This is a genomic window from Micromonospora sp. B11E3 (assembly GCF_039871625.1).
Classification (GTDB): domain Bacteria; phylum Actinomycetota; class Actinomycetes; order Mycobacteriales; family Micromonosporaceae; genus Micromonospora.
In genome coordinates, this window is sequence record NZ_JBDPMC010000002.1 from 178,872 (window position 1) to 200,541 (window position 21,670).

At 75.6% G+C, this 21,670-nt stretch carries 19 protein-coding genes and 2 pseudogenes; 9 read left to right on the forward strand and 12 right to left on the reverse strand.

From position 1 onward, the window contains the following. The 4 genes and pseudogenes from ABGB16_RS02065 (at position 1) to ABGB16_RS02080 (ending at position 4,963) form a co-directional block, all read left to right on the forward strand. Positions 1–1,584, forward strand: coding sequence for a glycosyl hydrolase family 18 protein (locus tag ABGB16_RS02065; RefSeq protein ID WP_347666208.1), 1,584 nt, complete (start codon positions 1–3; stop codon positions 1,582–1,584). Between the two features lie 184 nt (positions 1,585–1,768). Then, positions 1,769–2,254 (forward strand): hypothetical protein, encoded by a 486-nt coding sequence (locus ABGB16_RS02070; protein WP_347666209.1) that lies wholly within the window; start codon positions 1,769–1,771, stop codon positions 2,252–2,254. A gap of 107 nt (positions 2,255–2,361) precedes the next feature. Beyond that, entirely contained in the window at positions 2,362–3,768 is a 1,407-nt protein-coding gene (locus tag ABGB16_RS02075; protein WP_347666210.1) for a 3-deoxy-7-phosphoheptulonate synthase class II, read from the forward strand. A 108-nt stretch (positions 3,769–3,876) separates the two neighbouring features. Beyond that, positions 3,877–4,963 (forward strand): annotated as a pseudogene (locus ABGB16_RS02080) (GntG family PLP-dependent aldolase). A gap of 210 nt (positions 4,964–5,173) precedes the next feature. Here ABGB16_RS02080 and ABGB16_RS02085 read toward each other — a convergent pair. Both ABGB16_RS02085 and pknB read right to left on the reverse strand, forming a co-directional pair. After that, on the reverse strand, positions 5,174–6,046 hold the full coding sequence (locus tag ABGB16_RS02085) for a deoxyribonuclease IV (RefSeq protein WP_347666211.1): 873 nt from the start codon (positions 6,044–6,046) through the stop codon (positions 5,174–5,176). 1 nt (position 6,047) lies between these two features. Beyond that, positions 6,048–8,030, reverse strand: a complete 1,983-nt coding sequence (gene pknB, locus ABGB16_RS02090) for a Stk1 family PASTA domain-containing Ser/Thr kinase (protein ID WP_347666212.1) — start codon at positions 8,028–8,030, stop codon at positions 6,048–6,050. Positions 8,031–8,127: 97 nt separating this feature from the next. Here pknB and ABGB16_RS02095 point away from each other — a divergent pair, with 97 nt between their 5' ends. Beyond that, the gene (locus ABGB16_RS02095; protein WP_347666213.1) at positions 8,128–8,250 is read left to right on the forward strand and encodes a hypothetical protein; all 123 of its coding nucleotides are present in this window, start codon (positions 8,128–8,130) and stop codon (positions 8,248–8,250) included. Positions 8,251–8,476: 226 nt separating this feature from the next. Further along, positions 8,477–8,821, forward strand: coding sequence for an Rv2175c family DNA-binding protein (locus ABGB16_RS02100; RefSeq protein ID WP_347666258.1), 345 nt, complete (start codon positions 8,477–8,479; stop codon positions 8,819–8,821). 248 nt (positions 8,822–9,069) lie between these two features. Here ABGB16_RS02100 and ABGB16_RS02105 read toward each other — a convergent pair whose 3' ends face one another. From ABGB16_RS02105 to ABGB16_RS02115, 3 genes are all read right to left on the reverse strand, one after another. Then, complete coding sequence (locus tag ABGB16_RS02105; RefSeq protein ID WP_347666214.1) at positions 9,070–10,152, reverse strand: polyprenyl synthetase family protein; 1,083 nt, start codon at positions 10,150–10,152, stop codon at positions 9,070–9,072. Positions 10,153–10,247: 95 nt separating this feature from the next. Further along, positions 10,248–11,615, reverse strand: coding sequence for a transcriptional regulator (locus ABGB16_RS02110; RefSeq protein ID WP_347666215.1), 1,368 nt, complete (start codon positions 11,613–11,615; stop codon positions 10,248–10,250). 248 nt (positions 11,616–11,863) lie between these two features. Beyond that, positions 11,864–12,097: a hypothetical protein gene (locus ABGB16_RS02115; RefSeq protein WP_347666216.1), complete on the reverse strand. Its 234-nt coding sequence runs from the start codon at positions 12,095–12,097 to the stop codon at positions 11,864–11,866. A gap of 205 nt (positions 12,098–12,302) precedes the next feature. On the opposite strand from ABGB16_RS02115, the gene ABGB16_RS02120 reads away from it, so the two are divergent. The 3 genes from ABGB16_RS02120 (at position 12,303) to ABGB16_RS02130 (ending at position 14,852) form a co-directional block, all read left to right on the forward strand. Further along, on the forward strand, positions 12,303–13,079 hold the full coding sequence (locus ABGB16_RS02120) for a GntR family transcriptional regulator (RefSeq protein ID WP_347666217.1): 777 nt from the start codon (positions 12,303–12,305) through the stop codon (positions 13,077–13,079). A 123-nt stretch (positions 13,080–13,202) separates the two neighbouring features. After that, positions 13,203–14,120, forward strand: coding sequence for a methylenetetrahydrofolate reductase [NAD(P)H] (gene metF / locus ABGB16_RS02125; RefSeq protein ID WP_347666218.1), 918 nt, complete (start codon positions 13,203–13,205; stop codon positions 14,118–14,120). 42 nt (positions 14,121–14,162) lie between these two features. Beyond that, a complete protein-coding gene (locus ABGB16_RS02130; RefSeq protein ID WP_347666219.1) occupies positions 14,163–14,852 on the forward strand; it encodes a CDP-alcohol phosphatidyltransferase family protein in 690 nt (229 codons plus the stop codon). An 87-nt stretch (positions 14,853–14,939) separates the two neighbouring features. Here ABGB16_RS02130 and crtI read toward each other — a convergent pair whose 3' ends face one another. From crtI to ABGB16_RS02165, 7 genes and pseudogenes are all read right to left on the reverse strand, one after another. After that, entirely contained in the window at positions 14,940–16,430 is a 1,491-nt protein-coding gene (gene crtI, locus ABGB16_RS02135) for a phytoene desaturase family protein (protein WP_347666220.1), read from the reverse strand. Positions 16,431–16,443: 13 nt separating this feature from the next. After that, positions 16,444–17,571 (reverse strand): glycosyltransferase family A protein, encoded by a 1,128-nt coding sequence (locus ABGB16_RS02140; RefSeq protein WP_347666221.1) that lies wholly within the window; start codon positions 17,569–17,571, stop codon positions 16,444–16,446. Next, positions 17,568–18,317, reverse strand: coding sequence for a carotenoid biosynthesis protein (locus ABGB16_RS02145; protein ID WP_347666259.1), 750 nt, complete (start codon positions 18,315–18,317; stop codon positions 17,568–17,570). The genes ABGB16_RS02140 and ABGB16_RS02145 overlap by 4 nt, the downstream gene beginning before the upstream one ends. A 62-nt stretch (positions 18,318–18,379) precedes the next feature. Further along, positions 18,380–18,991: a GNAT family N-acetyltransferase gene (locus tag ABGB16_RS02150; protein ID WP_347666222.1), complete on the reverse strand. Its 612-nt coding sequence runs from the start codon at positions 18,989–18,991 to the stop codon at positions 18,380–18,382. A gap of 149 nt (positions 18,992–19,140) precedes the next feature. Next, positions 19,141–19,845 (reverse strand): annotated as a pseudogene (locus ABGB16_RS02155) (monooxygenase); the annotation flags it as partial. After that, on the reverse strand, positions 19,842–20,330 hold the full coding sequence (locus ABGB16_RS02160) for a YbaK/EbsC family protein (protein WP_347666223.1): 489 nt from the start codon (positions 20,328–20,330) through the stop codon (positions 19,842–19,844). The gene ABGB16_RS02160 and the pseudogene ABGB16_RS02155, both read right to left, overlap by 4 nt. Positions 20,331–21,196: 866 nt before the next feature. Continuing rightward, the gene (locus ABGB16_RS02165) at positions 21,197–21,670 is read right to left on the reverse strand and encodes an FMN-binding protein (protein ID WP_347666224.1); all 474 of its coding nucleotides are present in this window, start codon (positions 21,668–21,670) and stop codon (positions 21,197–21,199) included.

Genomic DNA, 21,670 nt, shown 5'->3' on the forward strand with positions numbered 1-21,670 from the left:
ATGAAGAGATCGCTCCGCCGGGCCCTCTGGGCCGGCGCCGTGGTCGCCGTGACCGTCGCGGCGGTCCCGATGGCCTCGGCGTTCGGCGCCGGAAGTGTGACCGCCGCGTTCACCAAGGTGCAGGACTGGGGGACCGGCCACGAGACGCGGGTGACCGTCACCAACGGCTCCAGCGCCAGCGTCGACACCTGGCGCATCGAGTTCGACCTGCCGTCCGGCACCACCATCGGCAGTTTCTGGGACGCCGACGTCACCAGCAGCGGCAACCACTACGTCGCCGTCAAGAAGAGCTGGGCCGGCCCGCTCGCCCCCGGGGCGACGTTCAGCTGGGGCTACAACGGCACCGGGGCGTACAAGGCGCCGCTGAACTGCACGATCAACGGCGCGCCGTGCGGCGGCGGCACCCCGCCGCCCACCACGACCCCGCCGCCCACGACCACCCCGCCCCCCACGAGCCCGCCGCCCAGCGGCGACAAGAAGGTCGTCGGCTACTTCGCCGAGTGGGGCGTCTACGCCCGCAACTACCACGTCAAGAACATCCACACCAGCGGCTCGGCGGCCAAGCTGACCCACATCATGTACGCCTTCGGCAACACCACGGGCGGCCGGTGCGCCATCGGTGACAGCTACGCGGACTACGAGAAGGCGTACACGGCGGCGGACAGCGTCGACGGCGTCGCGGACACCTGGGACCAGCCGCTGCGCGGCAGCTTCAACCAGCTGCGCAAGCTCAAGCGGATGTACCCGCACCTGAAGGTCGTCTGGTCCTTCGGCGGCTGGACCTGGTCCAGCGGCTTCACCCAGGCCGCGCAGAACCCGGCCGCGTTCGCCGACAGCTGCTACCGGCTGGTCGAGGACCCGCGCTGGGCGGACGTCTTCGACGGCATCGACATCGACTGGGAGTACCCCAACGCGTGCGGCCTGCAGTGCGACAGCAGCGGCCCGAACGCGTTCAAGAACGTGGTCAGCGCGCTGCGCTCCCGGTTCGGCTCCTCGGCGCTGGTCACCGCGGCGATCACCGCCGACGGCAGCAGCGGCGGCAAGATCGACGCCACCGACTACGCGGGCGCCGCGGCGAACCTGAACTGGTTCATGGTCATGGCGTACGACTACTTCGGCGCCTTCAACCCGCAGGGCCCGACCGCCCCGCACTCGCCGCTCACCTCGTACGCCGGCATCCCGCAGCAGGGCTTCTGGGCGGACGCGGCGATCCAGAAGCTCAAGGGCAAGGGCATCCCGGCGAGCAAGCTGCTGCTCGGCATCGGCTTCTACGGCCGGGGCTGGACCGGCGTGACCCAGAGCACCCCGGGCGGCACCGCCACTGGCCCGGCCCCAGGCACCTACGAGGCCGGGTTCGAGGACTACAAGGTGCTCAAGAACACCTGCCCGGCCACCGGCACGGTCGGCGGCACCGCGTACGCCAAGTGCGGCAGCAACTGGTGGGGCTACGACACCCCCGCCACCATCGGCGGCAAGATGACGTACGCGAAGAACCAGGGCCTCGGCGGCGCGTTCGTCTGGGAACTCTCCGGTGACACGAGCAACGGCGAGCTGATCGGCGCCATCAGGGGCGGCCTCGGCTGAGTCCTCGGGGCGCGGGGAGGGACCAGGGTGTGGTCCCTCCCCGCATCCTCGTGCGAGGAGGGCCCTGTTGGCGCCCGCCCGACCCGCGCGGCGCACGGCCGGCCCGGGTGCGCGGCCCGGCCGGGGCGATGTGACAGACTCGCGGATCGGCACGTGATGCTGCCGGAGTCGAGGGGAGGGACCGATGGGCGTGACGCACTCCAGGACGGCGCTCGCCGCGACGCTCGCGATCCTGCCGTTCGCCCTGTTCGGCTGCGGGATCGTCGGCGGCGGCGAGGAGGAGATCCCGCCGGGACGGGCGCCCGCCGAGGAGGCCGCCGCGAAGTCCCGGGAGCGGGTGCAGGCGTACCTCGACGCGATGATCGCGAAGGACGTCGCCGCGGGGCGGAGCCAGCTCTGCGCCCCGCTGCAGGAGGCGTTCGACGCCGCCGCCACCGGTCCGAACGGCGACTTCGCCGACCACTTCGCCGTGTCGGGCGCCACGATCACCGACGTCCGCCCCGGGCAGCGGGGGCAGGAGGTCAGCACCTCGATCACCGTCACCGCCGGCTCGCGCGAGGCAACCCGACCACTGCTGTTCACCGTCACCCGCAGCGGCGCCGACTGGTGCGTCTCCGCGGAGGCGCCGGGCGGCCACACCCCCACCCCGGAGCCGTCGGTCACCCCCTGACGCGGGGCGGCCTGCCCGTGGCCGTGGTCACACCAGGTATCTCCCAACTGCCGGAACCGTCCCCCTCGCCGCTCGGGTCGGTCCGCTGTCGCCGTACGCTTTCTGTCATGCGCCAAGAGTGGCACCAGCTGAGCCATCCGGCGGTGGGCAGCCGCACGCTGCAGACCAGCCGGCCGACCGTCGACTCCGCCGAGGACGCCGCCCTCGGCCTGGACCGCTGGCGGGAGCTGCCCCGCGCGCAGACCCCGCCGTGGCCGGACCCGGCCGTCGTCGCCGAGGTCTGCAAGGTGCTCGACACCGTGCCGTCGGTGGTGGCCCCCTACGAGGTCGACCAGCTCCGCGAGCGGCTCGCGCTGGTCTGCGAGGGCAAGGCGTTCCTGCTCCAGGGCGGCGACTGCGCGGAGACCTTCGCCGACAACACCGAGAGCCACCTGCTCGCCAACGCCCGCACCCTGCTCCAGATGGCCATCGTGCTGACGTACGGCGCGTCCCTGCCGGTGGTCAAGGTCGCCCGGGTGGCCGGGCAGTACACCAAGCCCCGGTCGCTGCCGACCGACGCGCGCGGGCTGCCGGCCTACCGCGGCGACCTGATCAATTCGCTGGAGGCCACGCCGGAGGCCCGGGTCGCCGACCCGCAGCGCATGATCCGCGCGTACGCCAACTCGGCCGCCGCGATGAACATGCTCCGGGCGTACCTGGCCGGCGGGCTCGCCGACCTGCACGCCGTGCACGACTGGAACAAGGGATTCGTCAAGAACTCCCCGGCCGGCGAGCGCTACGAGGCCATCGCCCGGGAGATCGACCGGGCGCTGGCGTTCATCCGGGCCTGCGGCATGACCCAGGACGAGGCGCTGCGCACCGTCACCCTCTACTGCTCCCACGAGGCCCTCGCCCTGGAGTACGACCGGGCGCTCACCCGGGTCTCCGCCAACCGCGCGTACGGGCTGTCCGGGCACTTCCTCTGGATCGGCGAGCGGACCCGGCAGATCGACGGGGCCCACATCGACTACATCTCCCGGATCGCCAACCCGATCGGCGTGAAGCTCGGCCCGACCACCACGCCGGACGAGGCGATCGAGCTGTGCGAGAAGCTCAACCCGGACAACGTCCCCGGCCGGCTCACCCTGATCAGCCGGATGGGCAACCACCGCGTCCGCGACGCCCTGCCGCCCATCGTGGCCAAGGTCGCCGCCGCCGGGGCGAAGGTGGTCTGGCAGTGCGACCCGATGCACGGCAACACCCACGAGTCCTCCAACGGCTACAAGACCCGGCACTTCGACCGGATCGTCGACGAGGTGCTCGGCTACTTCGAGGTGCACCGCGCGCTGGAGACCCACCCGGGCGGCCTGCACGTCGAGCTGACCGGCGAGGACGTCACCGAGTGCCTCGGCGGCGCCCAGGGCATCGCGGACCTGGACCTGCCCGACCGGTACGAGACCGCCTGCGACCCGCGGCTGAACACCCAGCAGTCCCTGGAGCTGGCTTTCCTGGTGGCGGAGATGCTCCGTGGCTGACGCGAGGAGTGAGCTTGCGAGCCCCGCAGTCGGCGGCCGAAGGGACAACTGTGGCTGACGCGAGGAGTGAGCTTGCGAGCCCCGCAGTCGGCGGCCGAAGGGACAACTGTGGCTGACGCGAGGAGTGAGCTTGCGAGCCCCGCAGTCGGCGGCCGAAGGGACAACTGTGGCTGACTTCGTCGATCTTCGTTCGGACACCGTGACCCGGCCCACGGCCGGGATGCGCGAGGCGATGGCCGCGGCCGAGGTCGGCGACGACGTCTACGGCGAGGACCCGACGGTCAACGCCCTCGAGGCCGAGGTCGCCGCGCTGTTCGGGCACGAGGCGGCGCTGTTCGCCCCGACCGGCTCGATGGCCAACCAGATCGCCCTGCAGCTGGTGGTGCCGCCCGGCGACGAGCTGCTCTGCGACGCCGACGCGCACGTCGTCACGTACGAGATCGGCGCGGCGGCGGCGTACGGTGGCATCTCGTCGCGGACGTGGCCGGCGGTCGGCGCGGACATCGACCCCGACGTGGTCGCCGCGATGATCCGCCCGGACGGCTACTTCGCGGTGCCCACCCGGGCGATCGCCGTCGAGCAGACCCACAACCGGGGCGGCGGTGGGGTGATCCCCCTGTCCACCCTCCGCGAGCTGCGGCGCGTCGCCGACGACGCCGGGCTGGCGGTGCACTGCGACGGTGCCCGGATCTGGCACGCGCACGTCGCCGACGGGGTGCCGCTGGCCGAGTACGGCCGGCTGTTCGACACCCTGTCGGTCTGCCTGTCCAAGGGCCTGGGCGCGCCGGTCGGGTCGCTCGTGGTGGGCAGCACGGAGAAGATCGCCCGCGCGCGCATGATCCGCAAGCGGTTGGGCGGCGGGATGCGCCAGGCCGGTGTCCTCGCCGCCGCCGGCCGGTACGCCCTCGCGCACCACGTCGAGCGGCTCGCCGAGGACCACGCGAAGGCGGCCCGGCTGGCCGAGGCGGTCGCCCCGTACGGGGTGCTCGCCACCGTCGTGCGCACGAACGTGGTGCCGCTGGACCTGACCAAGTGCCCGCTGGACGCACGTGCCCTGGCCGCCGCCGCGCGGGAGGAGGGCGTGCTGATCTCGGTGCTCGGCCCGCGTACCGCCCGCCTGGTCACGCACATGGACGTCGACGACGTGGCCGTGGCCCGCGCGGCGACCGCCCTGGCCCGCATCCTGCGCGGCTGACCCCACCCGCCCGTTGGCGGCTGACCCCGCCCGCCCCCAGCTGCCGGTTGACCAAGAGGTTTGCGTCACGATCCGCCGGCCGCGACGACGCAACTCTCTTGATCACCGGGGCGAGCCGGGTTGATCACCGGGGCGAGCCGGTGAGCCCGGGCGAGCCGGTGAGTCCGAGCGGGTCAGGCCGGCCGGGGGTGGGGCGCGTGGGTGGCGGGGTCAGGGGCGCAGGCGACGGAGGGTCGCGATGTCCTCGGCGTGACCCTCGTGCTTCTCCGTCGGCGTCTCCACGACGACCGGGACGCCCGCCGTGGCCGGGTGGGCCATCAGCTCGGCGAACGCGGGCTCGCCGATCAGGCCCTTGCCGATGTTCTCGTGCCGGTCCCGGGTCGAGCCGCACAGGTCCTTCGAGTCGTTGGCGTGCACCAGCCGCAGCCTGCCCTCGCCCACGGTGGCGACCAGCGCGTCCAGGCAGGCCGTCATGCCGCCCTCGGCGGCGAGGTCGTGCCCGGCGGCCCAGGCGTGGCAGGTGTCGAAGCACACCCCGAGCCCGGGGTGGCGGTCCACGGCGTCCAGGTACGGGCCGAGGTGCTCCACCCGGGAGGCCAGCGACCGGCCGCCGCCCGCGCTCGGCTCCACCAGCAGCATCGGGCCGTCCGTCGCGGCGGCGCTGTCCAGCAGCGGCAGCAGGGCCTCGCGTACCTGCCGCATGGCCGCCTCGGCGTGGCCGGCGTCGACGGCGCTGCCGGCGTGGAACACCACCCCCTGCGCGCCGATCGCCGCGCCCCGGCGCAGCGCGTGCGCCAGCGTCTGCGCCGACCGCTCGACCGTGGCGGGAGTGGGGGAGCCGAGGTTCACCAGCAGCGACGCGTGGATGAACACGGGCACCCCGCGCTCGGCGCAGCCGTCGCGGAACAGCAGGTCCTGCGCCGGGTCGCCGGGCGGCAGCGCCCAGCCGCGCGAGTTGGAGACGTAGACCTGGACCACCTCGGAGGCGGCGGCGTCGACGTACGGCAGGGCGGCCTTCGCCAGCCCGCCCGAGGTGGGGGTGTGCGACCCGACGGGCCGGTGCTGCGGTGCGGAAACCGGCATGTCAGAGGCACCCGATGGTGACGGCGGTGCCCGGCGGCACCGAGGTGTTCTCCCCGGGGCTCTGGAACCGGACGATGCCGTTGGGGTTGAACTGCACGGTCACCGGGAAGCCCTGCGCCTCCAGCTGCTGCTTGGCCTGCGGGCACGGCAGGTCCACCACCCGGGGCACGACCACCTGCGGCGGGCCCTTGCTGACGTCCAGCTTGACCTGGGCGCCCTTCTCCACGCCGGCCCCGTCCGCCGGGCTCTGCGCGAGCACCTCGTCCTTCGGCTTGTCGGAGTCCTTGTACGTCTCCACCGGCACCAGGCCGAGTTGGCCCAGGATCGCCCGCGCCTCGTTGACGTTCCTGCCGACCAGGCTCGGCACGGTGATCGGGGCCTTGCCCTTGCTGAGGATGACCGTGACCTTCGTACCCGGCCGTACCTCGGCCCCGACCTTCGGGTCGGTGTCCACCACCACGCCCTCGGGCAGGTTGTCGTCGTAGCGCGGGCTGCCCTTGGTCACCACCAGCTTGAGGTCGACCAGGTCGGCCTCGGCCAGCGCGAACTCCTTGCCGACCACGTCGGGCAGCGGGAACCGCTCGGGGCCGAGCGAGAGGGTGAGGGTGATCTCGCCGCCCTTGAGGATCCGGCCGGCGGGCTTCGGGTCCTGCGCCACCACGCCGTCGCGGGGGATCTTCTCGTCGTAGCGGGGCTCGGCGTACCGGAGGGTGAACCCGCCCCGGGTGGCCTGCGCCTGCGCCTCAGCCTTGGTCAGGGTGACCAGCTCCGGGGCGACCGTGTACCGGCCCACCCCGAACCACCAGCCGGTGAGCGCGACGACCAGGGCGAGGACCACCCCGGCGGCGATCACGCCCATGCGGCCCCGCGTGCCCGCCGTGATCAGCGTACGCAGCGCGGCGAGCCGTTCGACGAGGTCGCCGCCCTGCGGCCCGGCCCGGCGGCGGTGCGGCTGCTGGCCCTGCTCGGGCAGTCGGGCCCAGGCGGGCCGCTCGGCCGGGCGGACCGCGGCGACCACCATGGTCGGCTGCGCCATCGGGGCGACCTCGTCGGCCACGGGGCGCAGCACGGCGGTGTGGGTGTTCTGGTTGCCCAGGTCGTCCCGGGCCACCTGCACCTCGGCCAGCAGGGCGCCGGCGTCGGTGGGCCGGGCGCCCGGGTCGCGCCGGGTGGCCCGGGCGACGAGGTCGTCGAGCATCCGGGGCAGCCCGGGCACCAGCGTCGAGGGGGCCGGCACGTCCCGGTCGACGTGCTGCCAGGCGACGTCCACCGGCCGGCCCTCGTCGTACGGGACCCGGCCCGTGAGCATCTCGAACAGCACGATGCCGGCCGAGTAGACGTCGCTGCGCGGGTCGGCGTGCCCGTCGGTGACCAGCTCCGGCGCGACGTACGCCACGGTGGCCATGAGCTGGTTGCCCGACTCGTCCTCCGCGCTCGCCTCCACCGCCCGGGCCAGCCCGAAGTCGGCCACCTTGACCACGCTGTCGACCAGGTTGGCGACGCCGCCGGTGGGCGCCTCGGCGACCAGCACGTTCTCCGGCTTGACGTCCCGGTGCACCAGGCCGGACCGGTGCGCGGCGGCGATCGCGGCGAGCATCTGCTCGGCGATGGCCAGCGCCTCGTCCGGGTTCAGCCGGCGCCGCTCGGTCAGCACGTCGCGCAGCGTCCGGCCGCGCACGTACTCCATCACCAGGTACGGCAGGCCCGCGTGCGTGCCCTGGTCGTAGACCGCCACCACGTTCGGGTGGGTCAGCCGGGCGATCGTCTTCGCCTCGTCGGTGAACCGCTCCAGGAACCCGGCCGTCCGGGCCTGCGCCTCCGGCGCCTGGGTCGGATGAATGATCTTGACCGCGACGGTGCGCTCCAGGCGCTCGTCGGTGGCGGTGTACACGGTCGCCATGCCGCCGCGGGCCACGCGACCGCGAATGCGGTAGCGCCCGTCGATCAGCGAGCCCAGCAACGTGTCGGCGACCTGTGTGTCCATCGGCAGGCAGTCTATGTGTCGGTAGGGTGAGGGTTGAACAGGATGCTACAGGCGAGGCTCCGGCAGCCCTGACACCGCGCTCCGCCGGGGTCCCGGCGTGCCGACGCCGAGCCGGGACGGGGGCGCCGCCGGGCGGGCGTACGGGGCGAGCGGGGACACCGCGCCGGTGCTCACCGCCGGGGGTGCGCTCGCCGTCCCCGTCGGCGGCGTGGCAGGGTGATCGGGTGACCGAATCCGTACCCGATCAGGCCGCCTCCGGCGCCGAGCCACCCTCCCAGGCCGCCTCCGGCGCCGAGCCACCCTCCCAGGCCGCCTCCGGCGCCGAGCCACCCTCCCAGGCCGCCTCCGGCGCCGAGCCACCCTCCCAGGCCGCCTCCGGCGCCGAGCCACCCTCCCCGGCCGCCTCCGGCGCCGAGCCACCCTCCCCGGCCGCCTCCGGCGCCACGCTGCCCGGTCCGGCCGACCCTGCCGGTTGGCTGACCCTGCCGGACGTCGCCGAGCGCCTCGAACTGTCGATCAGCAAGGTCCACCAGATGATCCGGGACCGCGAGCTGCTCGCCGTCCGGCGCGACGGCGTCCGCCGGGTTCCCGCCGACCTGGTGGCCAACCGCACCGTGCTCAAGCACCTGCCCGGCGTGCTCAACCTGCTCGCCGACGCCGGCTACGACGACGAGGCCGCGCTGCGCTGGCTCTACGAGCCGGACGACACCCTGCCGGGCACCCCGGCCGCCGCACTCGGCGGCGACCAGGCCCGCGAGGTCAAGCGCCGCGCCCAGGCCCTCGGCTTCTGACACCCACCCCACCCGCTCCACCCCCCCTCCACCCGCCCACTCCACCCACCCGCGCGCCCGCCCCGCCGGCCTCACCCGCGCCCCCGCCAGGCCGCGGTGATCATGGAGTTGGCGGTGCGACACGCCGTGGCGGGCACCGCTAACCCCATGATCACCGCGGCAGAGCGGGGAAGCAGAGCGGGAAGTGCAGAGCGGAAAGGCAGCCGGTGAGGTGGGGTGGGGGCGCCCGGTGGGGTGGGCCTGGTGGGTCAGTCCGTGCGGCGGGTGGCGGCGATGGCGAGGTCGACCAGGGCCTGGCGGGCCTCGGTCTCCAGGTCCACGGCGGCCAGGGCGGCCAGCGCCGTGTCGGTCAGCGTGGCGATCCGCTCCTCGGTACGGGCCAGCGCCCCGGTCGAGGCGATCAGCTCCCGCAGCCGGGTCACCCCGTCCTCGTCCAGCCCCTGGTCGCCGAGCCGCCCCAGCAGCAGTTCCCGGCCCGCGTCGTCGCTCGCCTCCACGGCCGCCGCGACCAGGTACGTCCGCTTCCCCTCGCGCAGGTCGTCCCCGGCCGGCTTGCCGGTCTGGGCCGGGTCGCCGAACACCCCCAGCACGTCGTCCCGTAGCTGGAACGCCTCGCCCAGCGGCAGCCCGTACGCCGAGTAGGCGGCCCGGATCTCCAGGGGCGCGTCGGCCAGCGCCGCGCCGAGCAGCAGCGGGCGCTCGACGGTGTACTTGGCCGACTTGTAGCGGGCCACCTTGCCGGCGCGCTCGACCGAGGTGTCGCCGGTGACCTGGGTGAGCACGTCGAGGTACTGCCCGACGGTGACCTCGGTGCGCATCTCGTCGAAGACCGGCCGGGCCCGCGCCACGGTGCGCGGGTCCAGCCCGGTCGAGTGCAGCAGCTCGTCGGACCAGACCAGGCAGAGGTCGCCGAGCAGGATCGCCGCCGCGTCCCCGAACCCGTCGGCGTCACCGCACCAGCCGGCCCCCCGGTGCCGGGCGGCGAACCGCCGGTGTACCGCCGGCTCGCCCCGCCGGGTGTCCGAGCGGTCCATCAGGTCGTCGTGCATCAGCGCGCTGGCCTGCACGAACTCCAGCGCGGCGAGGGCGCTGACCACCTGGTCCGAGTCGATCCCGCCCGCGCCCCGGTATCCCCAGTACGCGAAGGCCGGCCGCAGCCGCTTGCCGCCCCGCAGCACGAACGCCTCGATGGCCTCCGCCACGGGCACCAGCGCGTCGTCGACGTCCGCCATCCAGGTTCGCTGGCCGGCCAGGAAGTCGGTGAGGGCCTTGTCGACCCGCTGCCGGAGGCCGGCACGGTCGACGGGGGATACGGGAGCAGCGTGGGTCACGCCACGACGCTAGCGAATCGCCTGTGGGAGCGGCACCAGCGGTCCCTGGCGCGCCGCCGCCCCGCCGCCCGAGGGGACCGGAGCGCGACCGCTGGTCAGCGGGTGGCCGCGGGCGGTGATCGGCGGGTCGTCCGGGGGCGGGCGGGACGCGTCGGGCGGGGCGTTCCGGCGGGGCGGGGCAGGTACCGGGCCGCGGCGGCGGCCAGGGCGGCGTGCCGGCGTACCGCGGGCTCGCCGGCGTGCCGGGCCAGCCGGCGGCGCACCTCGGCGAGCTGGCCGGCGGCCCGGGGCGAGCCGGCGCGGATCGCGTCCAGCAGCGCGGCCTCGGCCACCGCGCAGGCCTGCTCCACGTTCCCGAGTTGGAGGTGGCCGCGGGCCAGCCAGCCGCCGTAGAGCGCGGCGCCGCGCGGCCGGCCGGGCCGGCGGGCGGCGGCCAGCAGGGGCTCGGCCGGTCGGGGCCGGCCCAGCGCGACCAGTGTCCGCCCGGTCATCGCGGCCAGCTCCGGCCCGTCGAGCCAGTACAGCCAGGGCGGCTCCCGGGCCGGCTCGACGGCCTCGGCGACCCGGTCGGCCGCGGCCAGCGCCCGCCCGGCCGCCTCGGCGCGGCCGTCGAGGGCCGCCGCCAGCGCCACCCGGTGCAGCAGCAGCGCCCGCAGTCCGGGGCTGGCCGACCGCCGGGCGCCGGCGTAGCCGGTCCGGGCCAGCACCAGGGCGCCGTACGGGTCGCCGGCGCAGGCCAGCAGGTGGCTCGCCGCGCCGAGGACGTGCCCGCCGAACGCCGGGTCGCCGGCCGCCGCCGCGGCCCGCAGCCCCAGCCGGTACGCGTCGAGGCCGCCCGCCGGGTGGCCGGCGTCGGCGGCGAGCCAGCCGGCCAGCTGGGCCGACTCGGCCAGCACCGGCAGCAGCCGGCGGCGGGCGGCCGGGCCGGCCCCGGACAGCTCCCGCACCGCCCGCCCGAGCCGGTACGCCCCGTACCCGGCCAGGTCGGCGCCCCCGGCCAGGTCGTCGAGCCGGCGCAGCTCCGCCACCGTCGGTACGCCCCCGGGCGGGTCGGCCGCCCCGCCGGGCGGGTGTAGACCCGTGGGCTGTGCGGCCGGCGGCGGGACGATCAGCAGCGGTCCGCGCGGATCGGTCAGCCAGCGCCGGGCCAGGGCGAGCAGCGCCGAGCGGGAGCGCGAGCCGGGGCGGACGACCCGCGGGGGCTCCGGGCGGCTGTGCGCGGCGGCCCCGGACAGCAGCCCCACCGGCACGTCGAGGACGACGGCCAGCCAGCCCAGCCAGAAGTCGCCGGGCACCCGGAGCTGCCGCTCCCAGCGGGATATCTCGTGCCGGGTGAGGGTGGGCACGCCGGCGGCGGCGCACAGCCGCGCGGCGAGGCGCTGCTGACTCCAGCCGAGCGCCAGCCGGAGCCGGGCCAGCAACGGCCCGAGCGGCTGCGGGCCGGGGGGCGGGGACGGGGTCATCGGTCCTCCGACGGGATCGGGGCGGTGGCGGCGCCGCACGCCCGACGGGCGGACCGGTGCGCCGCCGGTCGGTGCTGACCCCCGCGCGTGCCCCCGGGGACCGGCCGGCCCCACCCGCGCTGACACCTGTCTACCCCCGGGGTACGACATTCCGGCCGTCGCGCCGCCCCAGCCGGTGCACCGTACCCGACGAGCAGAAATAGCCATTCGCTCGCATCGGGAGGGCAAACAGCTATTTCTGTTCAGTGCTATTTTGTCTGCGGGATGCCTACCTCGCAGTCGAACACTTGCGACCAGAAGTTCACCAGGGTTCTGACGCTGCCCGAGTGGATCACGCTACGCGCGTCAGCCTTTACGATCCAGGCGGAGCCGTCCGGGAATACGAACGCCCATCCGACCAGTTCGGGGCCGTTTTTCAAGACCAGGGCGACGGGAACCTCATCGACTGGAATCACCGGCAAATCTGCTAGTTCTGAGATCATCGGTAGCGCTCCGGTCGTGGGTTGAGGCACTTCATCGCCTGACTTGACCGCCACAGCCCGGCCCGGGTCATCAGAGGTCGGTCCTGCGGCAGAGGTCGCGGACGCACTGCTACGGTAGTACCTGTCTATTCAACCTGTCCAGACAGGCGCGCGTAGTCGCGCAGGAATCAGGAGCCTCAGGAAGATCGGGAGTAGCGTGGCGGGCGTGCCTACCCCGCACTCGGGAGCAGCCCGCTACAGGCGGGTTGCGGAAGAGCTACGTCGTCGGATCATGTCCGGCGTGATTCCAGCTGGTTCCCTGCTGCCCAGCGAATCGACGCTGATGACTGAGTTCTCTGTCGCCAGGGGCACTGTGCGCGAAGCCCTGGCACTGCTGCGGGCAGAGGGCCTGATCGCCTCCGAGAAGGGAAGGGGCAGCTACGTCCGTCCGGTGATGCCCGTACGGCGGCTTGGCTCGGACCGGTACCGGGCGGAGCTTGAGCAGGTCCGCAGCGGTGAGCTGAGTACGTCGTTCACGACCGATCAGCAGGTGGCGTGGAGCGCCTTCAGCCTCGACAAGGAGTTCAGGGAAACTGCGGCCGCGGACGCCCTGGCCGAGTTGTTTCGCGTCACGCCAGGCACGATGCTGCTGGAGCGGCGGTTCGTCTTCCGTACACACGGCGCGCCGCAGCAGATGTCCAGCTCCTACCTGCTGTTGGACATGGTTGCCGGCACGCCGGTGGCCGACCCTGCCAACGAGCCCTGGCCCGGAGGTAACACCTCGCAGCTTCACTCGCTCGGCTACACCATCACCGGCGTGCGCGAGCAGGTGCGGGCACGGATGCCGATACCCGACGAGGTGGCGACTCTGCATGTGCCCGGCGGCGTTCCCGTTGTGGTCATCACCCGGCAGACGTTCGTCGGAGATCGGGTGGTGGAGGTAGCCGAGATCACCATTCCGGCCGACAGGGTGAGTCTGGACTACATGATCGACCTGACCTGAACTTCAACCCGAAGGTTGGGCGACCTATGGGAATCCACGACCAACCGTGGGGGCGGTGGAGAGGCGGTCGCGACAGGTGGGAAGGTTCTGGGTATGGGGCCCGCCGGCCGCTAGAGTTCTTCCGTGGCGCTCGGTCTTCCCTCGGTCCTCCCCAACTCGCAGCCCGCGATCGGGGAGCTGGTGCGCGACCGCCAGCCGACCTTCTCGTTCGAGTTCTTCCCCCCGAAGACGCCCCAGGGCGAGCGGCTGCTCTGGCAGTCGATCCGCGAGCTGGAGTCGCTGCGCCCGTCGTTCGTCTCGATCACCTACGGCGCCGGCGGGTCGACCCGGGACACCACGGTCGCGGTGACCGAGCGGGTCGCCACCGAGACGACGCTGCTGCCCATGGCGCACCTCACCGCGGTCAACCACTCCGTCGCCGAGCTGCGCAACGTCATCGGCCGGCTGGCCGGCGTCGGGGTGCGCAACGTGCTGGCGGTGCGCGGCGACCCCCCGGGCGACCCGGGCGGGGAGTGGGTCCGCCATCCCGAGGGCGTGCTCCACGCCGACGAGTTGGTGCGGCTGGTCCGCGAGGCCGGTGACTTCAGCGTCGGGGTGGCCGCCTTCCCGTACAAGCACCCGCGCTCGCCCGACGTGGCCAGCGACACGGCGCACTTCGTCCGCAAGTGCCGGGCAGGGGCCGACTTCGCGATCACCCAGATGTTCTTCGACGCCGACGACTACCTGCGGCTGCGGGACCGGGTGGCGGCCGCCGGCTGCGACACCCCGATCCTGGCCGGCGTCATGCCGGTGACGCAGCTGGGCACCATCGAGCGGTCCGTGCAGCTGTCCGGGGCGCCCTTCCCGCCGGCCCTGGCCGCGCGGTTCGAGGCGGTCGCCGACGACCCGGAGGCCGTCCGCCGGCTCGGCATCGAGCAGGCCGCCCAGATGTGCCGACGGCTGCTGGACGAGGGCGTGCCCGGGATCCACTTCATCACCCTCAACCGGTCCACCGCGACGCGGGAGGTCTGGCAGCAGCTGGAGGTCGGCGCGCGGGTGTGACCCCCGGGCGCGACACCTGCGGGCCGGTGCGACGGTTGATCCGTGGTGGGCACTCAGCTGAACTGGGACCAGTACGCGGCGGTGTGGGCGCGGCTGCACGGGGGCTTCGATCCCCGGGCGGCGGCCCCCGTGGTGCGCGCCTGGCTGCGCTTCGCCTACCACGTCGGGTACGTGCTGGGCCGGCTGCGGGTCACCCCCACGGCGGTCACCGTGGCGGGCGTGCTGCTCTGCCTCTGCGTGCCGCTGTTCGCCGTGCGGCCGGGTAACGGGCCGGTGATCGCGGCGCTGTTCGTGCTGGTCGCCGCGGTGGCCGACAGCGTCGACGGCGCGTTGGCGGTGGCCACCAATCGCACCACGCGGCTCGGCTACGTCTACGACTCCCTGGCGGACCGGCTCGGCGAGGCCGCCTGGCTGGTCGCGTTCTGGCTGGTGGGCGCGCCGGGCGCGCTGGTCGCCGCCGCGGGCGGGCTGTCCTGGCTGCACGAGTACGTCCGGGCCCGGGCGGTGTCGGCGGGGATGCGGGAGATCGGGGCGGTGACCGTGGGGGAGCGCCCGACCCGGGTCTGCGTGGCCCTGGTCGGGCTGCTGCTGGCGGGGCTGACCGGGCTGATCGCCCCGGACCTGGCCGCCGGCACCATCACCATGGCCACCGCCGTGTGGGTGCTGCTGGCCGGCTTCGGCCTGGGGCAGCTCCTCTCCGCCGTCCGCCGCGCCCTGCTCGCCGCCGGCTGACCCCGCCGCCAACGCGCCGCCGTCGGCTGGCCCCGCCGCCAACGCGCCGCCGCCAGACGCGCCCGACAGCCCGGGGCCTGACTGCCCTTACTCCCAGGCCGGGCCGATCTCGTCGGCGACGATCTGGGCCGACAGGGCGACCATCGGCAGGCCGCCGCCCGGGTGCGTGGACCCGCCGACCAGCCACAGCCCCGCCGCCGGCCCCCGGTTGGCGGGGCGGAGCAGACCGCCCGCGGTGCCGTGGATCGCCCCGCCGGGCGCGCCGGCGTCGGCGTGCAGGTCGGCCGGCGTACGGACCTCGCGGAACAGCAACCGGTCCCGCACGTCCACGCCCCGCTCGGCGAGCACGTCGAGGATCCGGTCGGCGTACGCCTCGGTCAGCCCCGGCCGGCGCCAGTCCACCGCCCCGGCGGCGGTGCCGTGGCGGGCGGCGTTGACCAGTACGAACCACGCCTCGTGCCCGTCGGGGCGGACCGCCGGGTCGTCGGCGACGGTGACGAACACGGTCGGGTCGGCCGCCGGGCGGGCCCGCACCCCGCGCCCCGGGTCGCCGAAGACCGCGTCGAACTCGGCGTCGGTGCCGCGCGGGAAGAACACGTTGTGGTGGGCCAGCCCGGAGTCGCCGGACACGCCGAGCAGCAGCACGAAGCCGGCGAGGCTGCGGTCGGTGAGCGCGGCCAGCCGGCGCGGGCTGGGCAGCAGGTCCCGGTAGACGGTCAGCGCGTCCGCGTTGGCCACCACCACGTCGGCGGGGACGGGCGCGGCGGCGCTGGCGAGGCGTACCCCGTGGACCCGGCCGCCCGCGGCGTCGATCCGCGTCACCTCGGCGCCGGTCCGCACGACCACGCCCAGGTCGAGGCAGCGGGTCAGCAACGCGTCGGCGAGGGTGCCCAGCCCGCCGCGCAGGTACCAGCCGCCGAAGGTCAGCTCGGCGTACGGGACGGCGACCAGCGCGGCGGGGGCGCGGCGCGGGTCGGCGCCGGTGTACGTGGCGTACCGGTCCAGCAGCATCCGCAGTCGGGGGTCGGACAGGTGCCGGCGGCCCAGCCCGCGCAGCGTCCGGCCGGGGGCGATCGCGGCCAGGTCGCCCAGCCGCCAGGCCAGCGTGGCCAGGTCCAGCGGGGAGCCGACGGGGCGGCGCAGCACGTCGGAGTGGGAGGCGTCCCAGACCCGGGCGGCGCGGCGCCACAGCCGCTGCCAGTCCGCCGCCGCGCGGTCGCCGAACGCGGCGCCGATCCGGGCGGCGAACTCGGCCGGGTCGGCGCAGGAGTCCAGGGCGGGGCCGCCGCCGGGGAAGACGTGCCGGACGATCGGGTCCAGCGGCGCCAGGTCGAGGTACTCGTCGAGCTTCGCCCCGGTGGCCTCGAACAGCTCGTGGAAGACCTCGGGCAGGGTGAGCAGGCTCGGCCCGGTGTCGAACCGGAACGTCCCGGCGGGGGTGTCGCGTTCGTACCGGCCGAGCTTGCCGCCGACGGTGTCGGCCCGCTCGAAGACGGTCACCTCGTGCCCGGTGGCGGCCAACCGGGCGGCGGCGGCCAGGCCACCCACTCCGGCGCCGACGACCACGATCCGCGCCATTGCCCGCCCCTCCCTAGCCGACCGGACGGCCCCGCCAGGACAGGCGGTGCCGCTTCCGCAGATGGTACGACCGCAGGGTCAGCCAGCCGAGGACCGCGACCGACACGGGGTGGGCGAGCGCGTCGGGCCACCACCGGCCGCCGGTCGCCCGGGCGGCGACGATCCGCCCGGCCACCCCGAGCAGGTAGCCGCCGCACGCCGTCGCGGCCACCGCCGGGGCGCCGGCCAGCAGGGCTACCGTGGCCAGCAGCGGGGGAGCGGCGTACAGCAGGAGCAGCAGCGCCACCACGGCCGCCGCCGCGCCCGGGTGGCCGAAGGTCGCCCACAGCGACTTCGAGTAGCCGTCGCGCAGCGCCGGCCAGTCCGCGTACATCCGGCAGGCGGCCAGCCGCGAGGCGTCGGCCAGGGCGATCCGGCCGCCCGCGCGCTTGACGGCCCGGGCCAGCTCGACGTCCTCCAGGATCCTCCCGCGCACGGCCGCGTGCCCGCCGGCGGCGGCGTAGCCGGCCCGGTCCGCCACCAGGAACTGCCCGCCCGCCGCGGCCAGCGACGGCCGCCGCGAGCGCTCCATCGCCCGCAGCGGCAGGAAGGTCAGCCACAGCCACTGCAGCAGCGGCTGCACCAGCCGCTCGGCCGCCGTCGCCACCACGATCCGGGGGTACGGCGACAGCAGCGCCACCCGCGCGGCGCGCAGCTCGGCCACCGCCGCCGCCACCGCGTACGGGGCGAGCACCACGTCGGCGTCGACGAACACCAGCGCGGTGGCCGCCGGGTCGGCCCGGGCGGCGAGCTGGTGGCAGGCGTACGGCTTGCCCAGCCAGCCCGGTGGCGGGGCGGCCCCGGTGAGCAGGGTGACCCGGGGGTCGTCGCCGGCCACCGCGCGGACCACGTCGGCGGTGCCGTCGGTCGAGCCGTCGTCGAGCACCACGATCCGCAGCCGGGGCACGCCCCGCTGGGCGAGCAGCGCCCGCAGGCACGGGGTGACCCGGGCGGCCTCGTCGCGCAGCGGCAGCAGCACCGCGACGGCCTCGGCGACCTCGACCGGGCCGGCGGCCGGCCGGCGCAGCCACCGGGTGGCGTTGACCCAGGTGTGGCCGGTGAGCGCGGCGACCGCCGCCAGCAGGAACAGGGCCGCGGTCATGCCGTGGCGTCGGCCGGGCGCCGCCGCTGCCGCCCGCGGCCCAGGGACAGGGCCAGCGGCACGGCGGCCACGGCCATGCCGGCCGCGCCCCAGGCCGCCGAGGCGGGCAGGTCGAGGAAGACCGCGTGGGCCAGCACGCTGGAGGCGTACGTCCACAGGTAGAGCGCGAACATCGGAGTGTCCCGCCCGTCGGCGCGGTCGACGGTCGGCCCCGCGAGGGGGCGCAGCGCCGCCGCCAGCAGCACCGCGAACAGCAGCCAGCCCAGGTAGTTGCTGACCGGGACGCCGGGCAGCCCGGGCAGCGCCGGGGTGGCGTCCCGCCAGGCCCAGTAGCCCTCGGCGACCATCTGCGGGTCGAGGAAGAGGTCCCAGGCGGCCAGCCCGACCGCGGCCAGCGCCACCCGGTGCGGCCCGGGCGGGGCGAGCCGGGCCGCGACGAGCCACGCCGGCCAGGCCATCCACGTCCAGGCCAGGGGGATGACCAGCGGCACCCCGGCGAGCTTCGGTCCCAGCTCACCGGAGTAGTCGTAGCCGCCGAACGGGAAGCCGGTGGCCACCCCGAGCGCCTCGATCGCGAAGCCGCCGCCGGTGGCCACCGCGACCAGCGCCCCGGCCGGCCGTACGCCCCGGGCCAGCAGCGCGTGGCCCACCGACAGCACGTACCCCAGCAGCACGGTGGCCACGGTCAGCCGGGCCCGGGTGGCGCCGGCGGTGAGCGGGTAGCAGATCTGGGCGAGGACCAGCATGCCCAGCAGCGCCCAGGGCAGCCCGCGCCGGATCACGGCGCCCCCGGCCTCGCGGCCGACGCTCACGGCGCCCCCGGCGGCCGGCCCGGTGCCAGGTCGGGCCGGTGCCCGGCGGCGGACGCCGCGGGGGTGGCCGGGGTGAGCGGCAGGTCCCGGCCGAGGATGCCGAAGGGGCGCTCGTCGCCGGGGAAGTGGAAGTGGCGCAGCACGTCGACGAAGCCGAACCGGCGGTACAGCCGCCAGGCGCGGGACCGCTGCTCGTCGGCCTCGGGCGTGGACAGCAGCGTGGTGCTGCCCGGCGCCACGGTGAGCAGGGCGGTGAGCTGCCGGGTGCCCAGGCCGTGCCCCTGCGCGGGCGGCCGGACGTGCAGCTCGACCACCTCGAAGCAGTCGGTCAGCCAGCGCCGCCGGGCCTCGCCGTCCAGCGCCCGGTGCACCTGGTCGTGCCACCACTGCCCGGGGGTGCCCAGGTAGCCGTACCCGAAGCCGGCCAGGTGGCCCTCGGTGGTGAGGGCGGCGACGGCGCGGAAGCCGGGGCGGCGGACGTGGGTGGCGATGTAGCCGCGGCGGGCGTCCAGGAGGTCCGTGCGGTAGTTCATCGCCTCGCCGTAGACGGCCACCACGTCGTCCAGCCGCCGGACCAGGTCGTCCGGCGTCCAGCGCACCAGCCTCATCCCTGTCCACCCTTCGCCGTTCCTGTGTCGCCGTCGGCGACCGAATCGAGCCCTGTGTCGCCGTCGGCGACCGAATCGAGCCCCGCGTCGCCGTCGGCGACCGAATCGAGCCCCGCGTCGCCGTCGGCGACCGAATCGAGCCCCGCGTCGCCGTCGGCGACCCAACCGAGCACCGACCGGTCGCCGGCCACCCCGCGCACCTCGAACCGCGCGAAGAGTTCCTCCGCGTACCACCGCTCGGTGGGGGTGCGCGCGATCGCGGCCCGGTGCTCGGGGTGACGGTACGCGAACGCGACGAGGTCCGTGAGGTCCCGCCACACGCTGACCGTGCCCTGCCAGCCCAGCGGGGCCTCCCCGACGCCGAACCGGGCGAGCAGGCCGGGCGCGGTGGGCAGGGCGGCGGCCACCGGCGGGACGGCCCGCCAGAAGGTCACCGCCCGGCGGGCCCGCAGCCGGGCCCGGGTCAGCGCCAGCACCGGCCCGGCGACCCGGCCGCCGGACGGCTCGCCGAACGGGCGCCGCCCGGACCACTCGCCCCGGCTGGCCAGCGGCCGCAGGTCCACGCGGACGGACGAGCGGGCGATCCGGGCCCAGGAGCGGCCCACCGGCGACGCGGCGAAGCCGGCGGCGGCGGCCGGGGACTCCCAGACGACCAGCGCCGCCCAGCGGGTCAGGTCGGCGTCGCCGGGGCCGAAGCCGGTCCCCGTCCCGGTGCCGAGCAGCTTGCCGAACCGGACCCCGGGCGTGCGGCGCAGCCGCGCCGGGTGCGTCGCCATCCGGGCCAGCGCCCGGGGCAGGGCGGCCCGGGGGATCCGCCAGGCGTGCAGGGTGACCAGCTCGGGTATGCCGGTCACGCCACGTCGGCCGGGGCGCCGGCGGTGATCCGGAGCAGCTCCGCGTACGTGCTGGGGAAGACCGCCTGCGGCACCCCGCCGGCCGCCCACACCTCGTCGTACTCGTCGAGGGCGGTGTCGACGACGGTGCGCAGCGGCCGCGGGTGGCCCAGCGGGGCGACCCCGCCGATCACCTGACCGGTGTGCGCGCGGACGAACTCCGGGGTGGCCCGGCGCAGCCGGGTGACCCCGAGGGACGCGGCCAGGCCGGCGGTGTCCACCCGGTGTGCGCCGGAGGTGAGCACCAGCAGCGGCGCGTCGTCGGCGGCGAAGACGAGCGAGTTCGCGATGGCGCCGACGGGCACGCCGAGCGCCGCCGCCGCGGCGGCGGCGGTGTGTACCGCCTCGGGTAGCAGGCGGACCTCGGCGGGCCGGCCGGAGCCGTCCCGGGCGGCCGCGGCGGCGAGGGCCTCCTGTACCGCCCGTACGTTCGGGTGTGGCTGCATGCCGCCATTCTCGCCGCTCCCGGCTCACCGGCCGGCGCCGACCCGCGCGGTGGCGGGTTCCGGGCCAGCCGGCGGTGGCCCGGACCCGGCCGGCGGCGTCCACCAGCAGGGCGGCGTACCCGTCGAGGGCGGCCAGCCAGTCGAGCGCGTCCGCGCCCCGGGCGACCGCCGCGGTGGCGTACACGTCGGCCCAGAGCAGCTCGGGGCCGACCACGGTGACCGACTGGACGGCCTCGGCGGGCCGCCGGGCGTACGGGTCCACGATGTGCGCGCCGCGCCGGGCGGTGCCCGAGGTGGCCACCGCGCCGGCGACGCGCTCCAGCACGTCGAGCAGCTGTCCGGGGCGGTCCGGGTCCTCCACGCCGACCCGCCAGGCGGGCCGGCCCGGGGCGGCCCGCAGCAGCACGTCCCCGCCGGCGTTGAGGCAGACGTCGTGCTCGGCCAGGCCGGTCAGCCGCCGCGCGGCCCGCTCGACCGCCCAGCCCTTGACCAGTCCGGACGGGTCGAAGCCGGTGCCCCCGGCGGGCAGCGGCAGCCGCCGCGCGTCGAACCAGCCGCCGGTGCGCGCCCGGGCCGCCTCGCACAGCGCGAGCACCTCCCGCACCAGCGGGTCGGCGGTCGCCGGGTCCGGCGCCCGGCCGCCGAGCCGGCCGAGCACGCTGTCCGGCCGGTACGTGCTGAACACCCCGTCCGCCGTGCGCAGCTCGGCGAAGAACGCCTCCACCAGGGCGGCGACGGCGTCGTCGCGGACCCGGGGCCCGCGCAGGTGCACGCTCACCGGCAGCCCCATCACCTGCACCACCCAGGCCCGCCGGTCCAGCTCGCCGGTCGGCGTCGTCGTGCTCATCGTGCCCACCTCCGCTCTCTCAGCCCAGGTGCGCCGCGTCGATGGCGGCCTGGAGGGACTCCCGGTAGCCGTCGCTGGTGACGGTGGCCCCGGAGACGGTGTCGATCCGGGCGCTCTGCGCCGCGAGGGCCTGCTGCCGCAGGATCGGCACCGCGTACCCGTTGATCTGCCGGTCCCGGAAGTTGCCGTCCGGCACCTGGACGGCGGTGACCTCGGTGATCCTGCCGCCGGAGACGGTGATCCGGACCTGCACCGGGCCCCACCGGGTCTGCGCCACCGACCCGTCGACCTGCCGGTCACCGGTCGAGCCGGACCCGGTCGACGCCCCCGACCCGGTCGAGCCGGAGCCCGCGTCGGCGCTCCCGCCGCCGGAGCCCGTCCCGGCGGCGAACGTGCCGGCCCCGCCGCCCGCCCCCATCGTGCTGGTCCGGTAGCCGAACAGCAGCACCAGCGCCGCCACGGTGGACAGCAGCCAGAGCGTGATGCGTCGCAT

Bases quoted from the DNA above. Each gene is read 5' to 3' on its own strand.
- ABGB16_RS02085 (WP_347666211.1), bottom strand. From the start codon at position 6,046: ATGCCGGTTTCCGCACCGCAGCACCGGCCCGTCGGGTCGCACACCCCC.
- ABGB16_RS02150 (WP_347666222.1), bottom strand. From the start codon at position 18,991: ATGAGGCTGGTGCGCTGGACGCCGGACGACCTGGTCCGGCGGCTGGAC.
- ABGB16_RS02140 (WP_347666221.1), bottom strand. From the start codon at position 17,571: ATGACCGCGGCCCTGTTCCTGCTGGCGGCGGTCGCCGCGCTCACCGGC.
- ABGB16_RS02110 (WP_347666215.1), bottom strand. From the start codon at position 11,615: ATGACCCCGTCCCCGCCCCCCGGCCCGCAGCCGCTCGGGCCGTTGCTG.
- ABGB16_RS02145 (WP_347666259.1), bottom strand. From the start codon at position 18,317: ATGCTGGTCCTCGCCCAGATCTGCTACCCGCTCACCGCCGGCGCCACC.
- ABGB16_RS02165 (WP_347666224.1), bottom strand. From the start codon at position 21,670: ATGCGACGCATCACGCTCTGGCTGCTGTCCACCGTGGCGGCGCTGGTG.
- ABGB16_RS02115 (WP_347666216.1), bottom strand. From the start codon at position 12,097: ATGATCTCAGAACTAGCAGATTTGCCGGTGATTCCAGTCGATGAGGTT.
- ABGB16_RS02160 (WP_347666223.1), bottom strand. From the start codon at position 20,330: ATGCAGCCACACCCGAACGTACGGGCGGTACAGGAGGCCCTCGCCGCC.
- ABGB16_RS02075 (WP_347666210.1), top strand. From the start codon at position 2,362: ATGCGCCAAGAGTGGCACCAGCTGAGCCATCCGGCGGTGGGCAGCCGC.
- crtI (WP_347666220.1), bottom strand. From the start codon at position 16,430: ATGGCGCGGATCGTGGTCGTCGGCGCCGGAGTGGGTGGCCTGGCCGCC.
- ABGB16_RS02065 (WP_347666208.1), top strand. From the start codon at position 1: ATGAAGAGATCGCTCCGCCGGGCCCTCTGGGCCGGCGCCGTGGTCGCC.
- pknB (WP_347666212.1), bottom strand. From the start codon at position 8,030: ATGGACACACAGGTCGCCGACACGTTGCTGGGCTCGCTGATCGACGGG.
- ABGB16_RS02070 (WP_347666209.1), top strand. From the start codon at position 1,769: ATGGGCGTGACGCACTCCAGGACGGCGCTCGCCGCGACGCTCGCGATC.